The following is a 1346-nucleotide window of genomic DNA, read 5'->3' on the forward strand; positions in this document are numbered from 1 at the left end:
ACATTTCCGAGGGATAGCTCATCTCAATGTTTATCCATACAGGTTCGCCAGTTATGAAGTAAGGACCGATCTCAAGGATAGGTGTAACGAGGATGTGATCGGTTGTGTTGAAATCGGAGACCCAGTACACAGGGACCCAATAGGGGGCAGACGATCCGTATTCCATATTGCAATTTGCATAAGTTATGTTTCCCGGGCCCTCCTGCGTAAAGTTGCCGGAACAGTACTCCGGTGTAAGTGTCATATTCGAATTAAAGAGGCCGGATATCATGAATATTTTCCCGGATCCACCTGTGGTGAAGTAACGGCCAGCAGTGAGGTTTGATCCGCTATACACATTGAACACAGGGCCATGGTACTCGGTCCCCGATGTCGTTATGTCTATGGGTATTGATGAATCATCATAATAGGCAGATATGTTGAATTCAAGGCTGTCAACCTTGAGCAGTATATGGTCGAAATAGCTGTCGCTTCCATGCGTCAGATTCATGACCACCACATTGGTGTACATGATAGGACCAGCTGCTATACCGGCTAGATCAATTATATCGGCGTTGAAGTCCATCAAAATGAGCCACGCCCCGAGGTTGAGGGCCGTTATGGTGTATGTAGCTCTCTGCCCCATTATGGTGAATGTTACGTTGAACGAGGGAGAGCTTTCAAGTGGACGGTAAGTGCTGTTGTATAACAATGAATAACTAGGCACAGGCATAAAGTGTGACAGGGGAGGCGTGCTGGATGCCTTTGGCTCATAATCCCAACTGATTACGGAAACCGAAAAGATAATAGCTATGACAATCACCACCGCTGCTATTCTTTTCCACATTGTCATTGACCTTCATCACCTCATATATCTGTAGTATACGTTAGACCCGGGCTTATCATCATGAATCAAAAACATCATTAATATTTAAATTTTTTTTAAAAAATATTCCTGTGTTGTGATAGTATACAACATGCATAATTAACGCCCCAATATGTATCACTATCCAGGCCGTTTGTTTGAATGTTCAATCTACAGGGCCTCTCGGTGATACGATGTCCATATCATCTTCCGTGAGTTTACTATTGTATTCATCTAAATAATAACATTAAGAGATGAAAATTTAAATAAAAATGTCTCATATTTTCATGATATTGCATGACGAGGGATAAGATTTTCTCCGTCGTACTTGTCATTATACTTGTCTTCGCCGCATTCTTCTCCTTCGCCTACTTCGCCTCTCATCCACAAACACAGCTTCATAGGAAGAACCTGGATCTCGGACCGCGTGTAAACTATTACGTGTACGATGATCCGATAACAGATATAGCGAATGCATCGAGGGAATTATCAATCATCAACA

General features: G+C 42.6%; 2 protein-coding genes. One reads left to right on the forward strand and one right to left on the reverse strand.

Features of this window, described 5'->3' with window-relative positions:
* A partial coding sequence (locus DMB44_RS09115) for a hypothetical protein (RefSeq protein ID WP_153280221.1) occupies positions 1–832 on the reverse strand: 832 nt, incomplete at its 3' end.
* A 309-nt stretch (positions 833–1141) separates the two neighbouring features.
* On the opposite strand from DMB44_RS09115, the gene DMB44_RS09120 reads away from it, so the two are divergent.
* Positions 1142–1346 (forward strand): hypothetical protein (locus tag DMB44_RS09120; RefSeq protein WP_153280222.1); only part of this gene is annotated, 205 nt, incomplete at its 3' end.

It is taken from the genome of Thermoplasma sp. Kam2015 (assembly GCF_003205235.1).
In the GTDB taxonomy this organism is placed as follows: domain Archaea; phylum Thermoplasmatota; class Thermoplasmata; order Thermoplasmatales; family Thermoplasmataceae; genus Thermoplasma.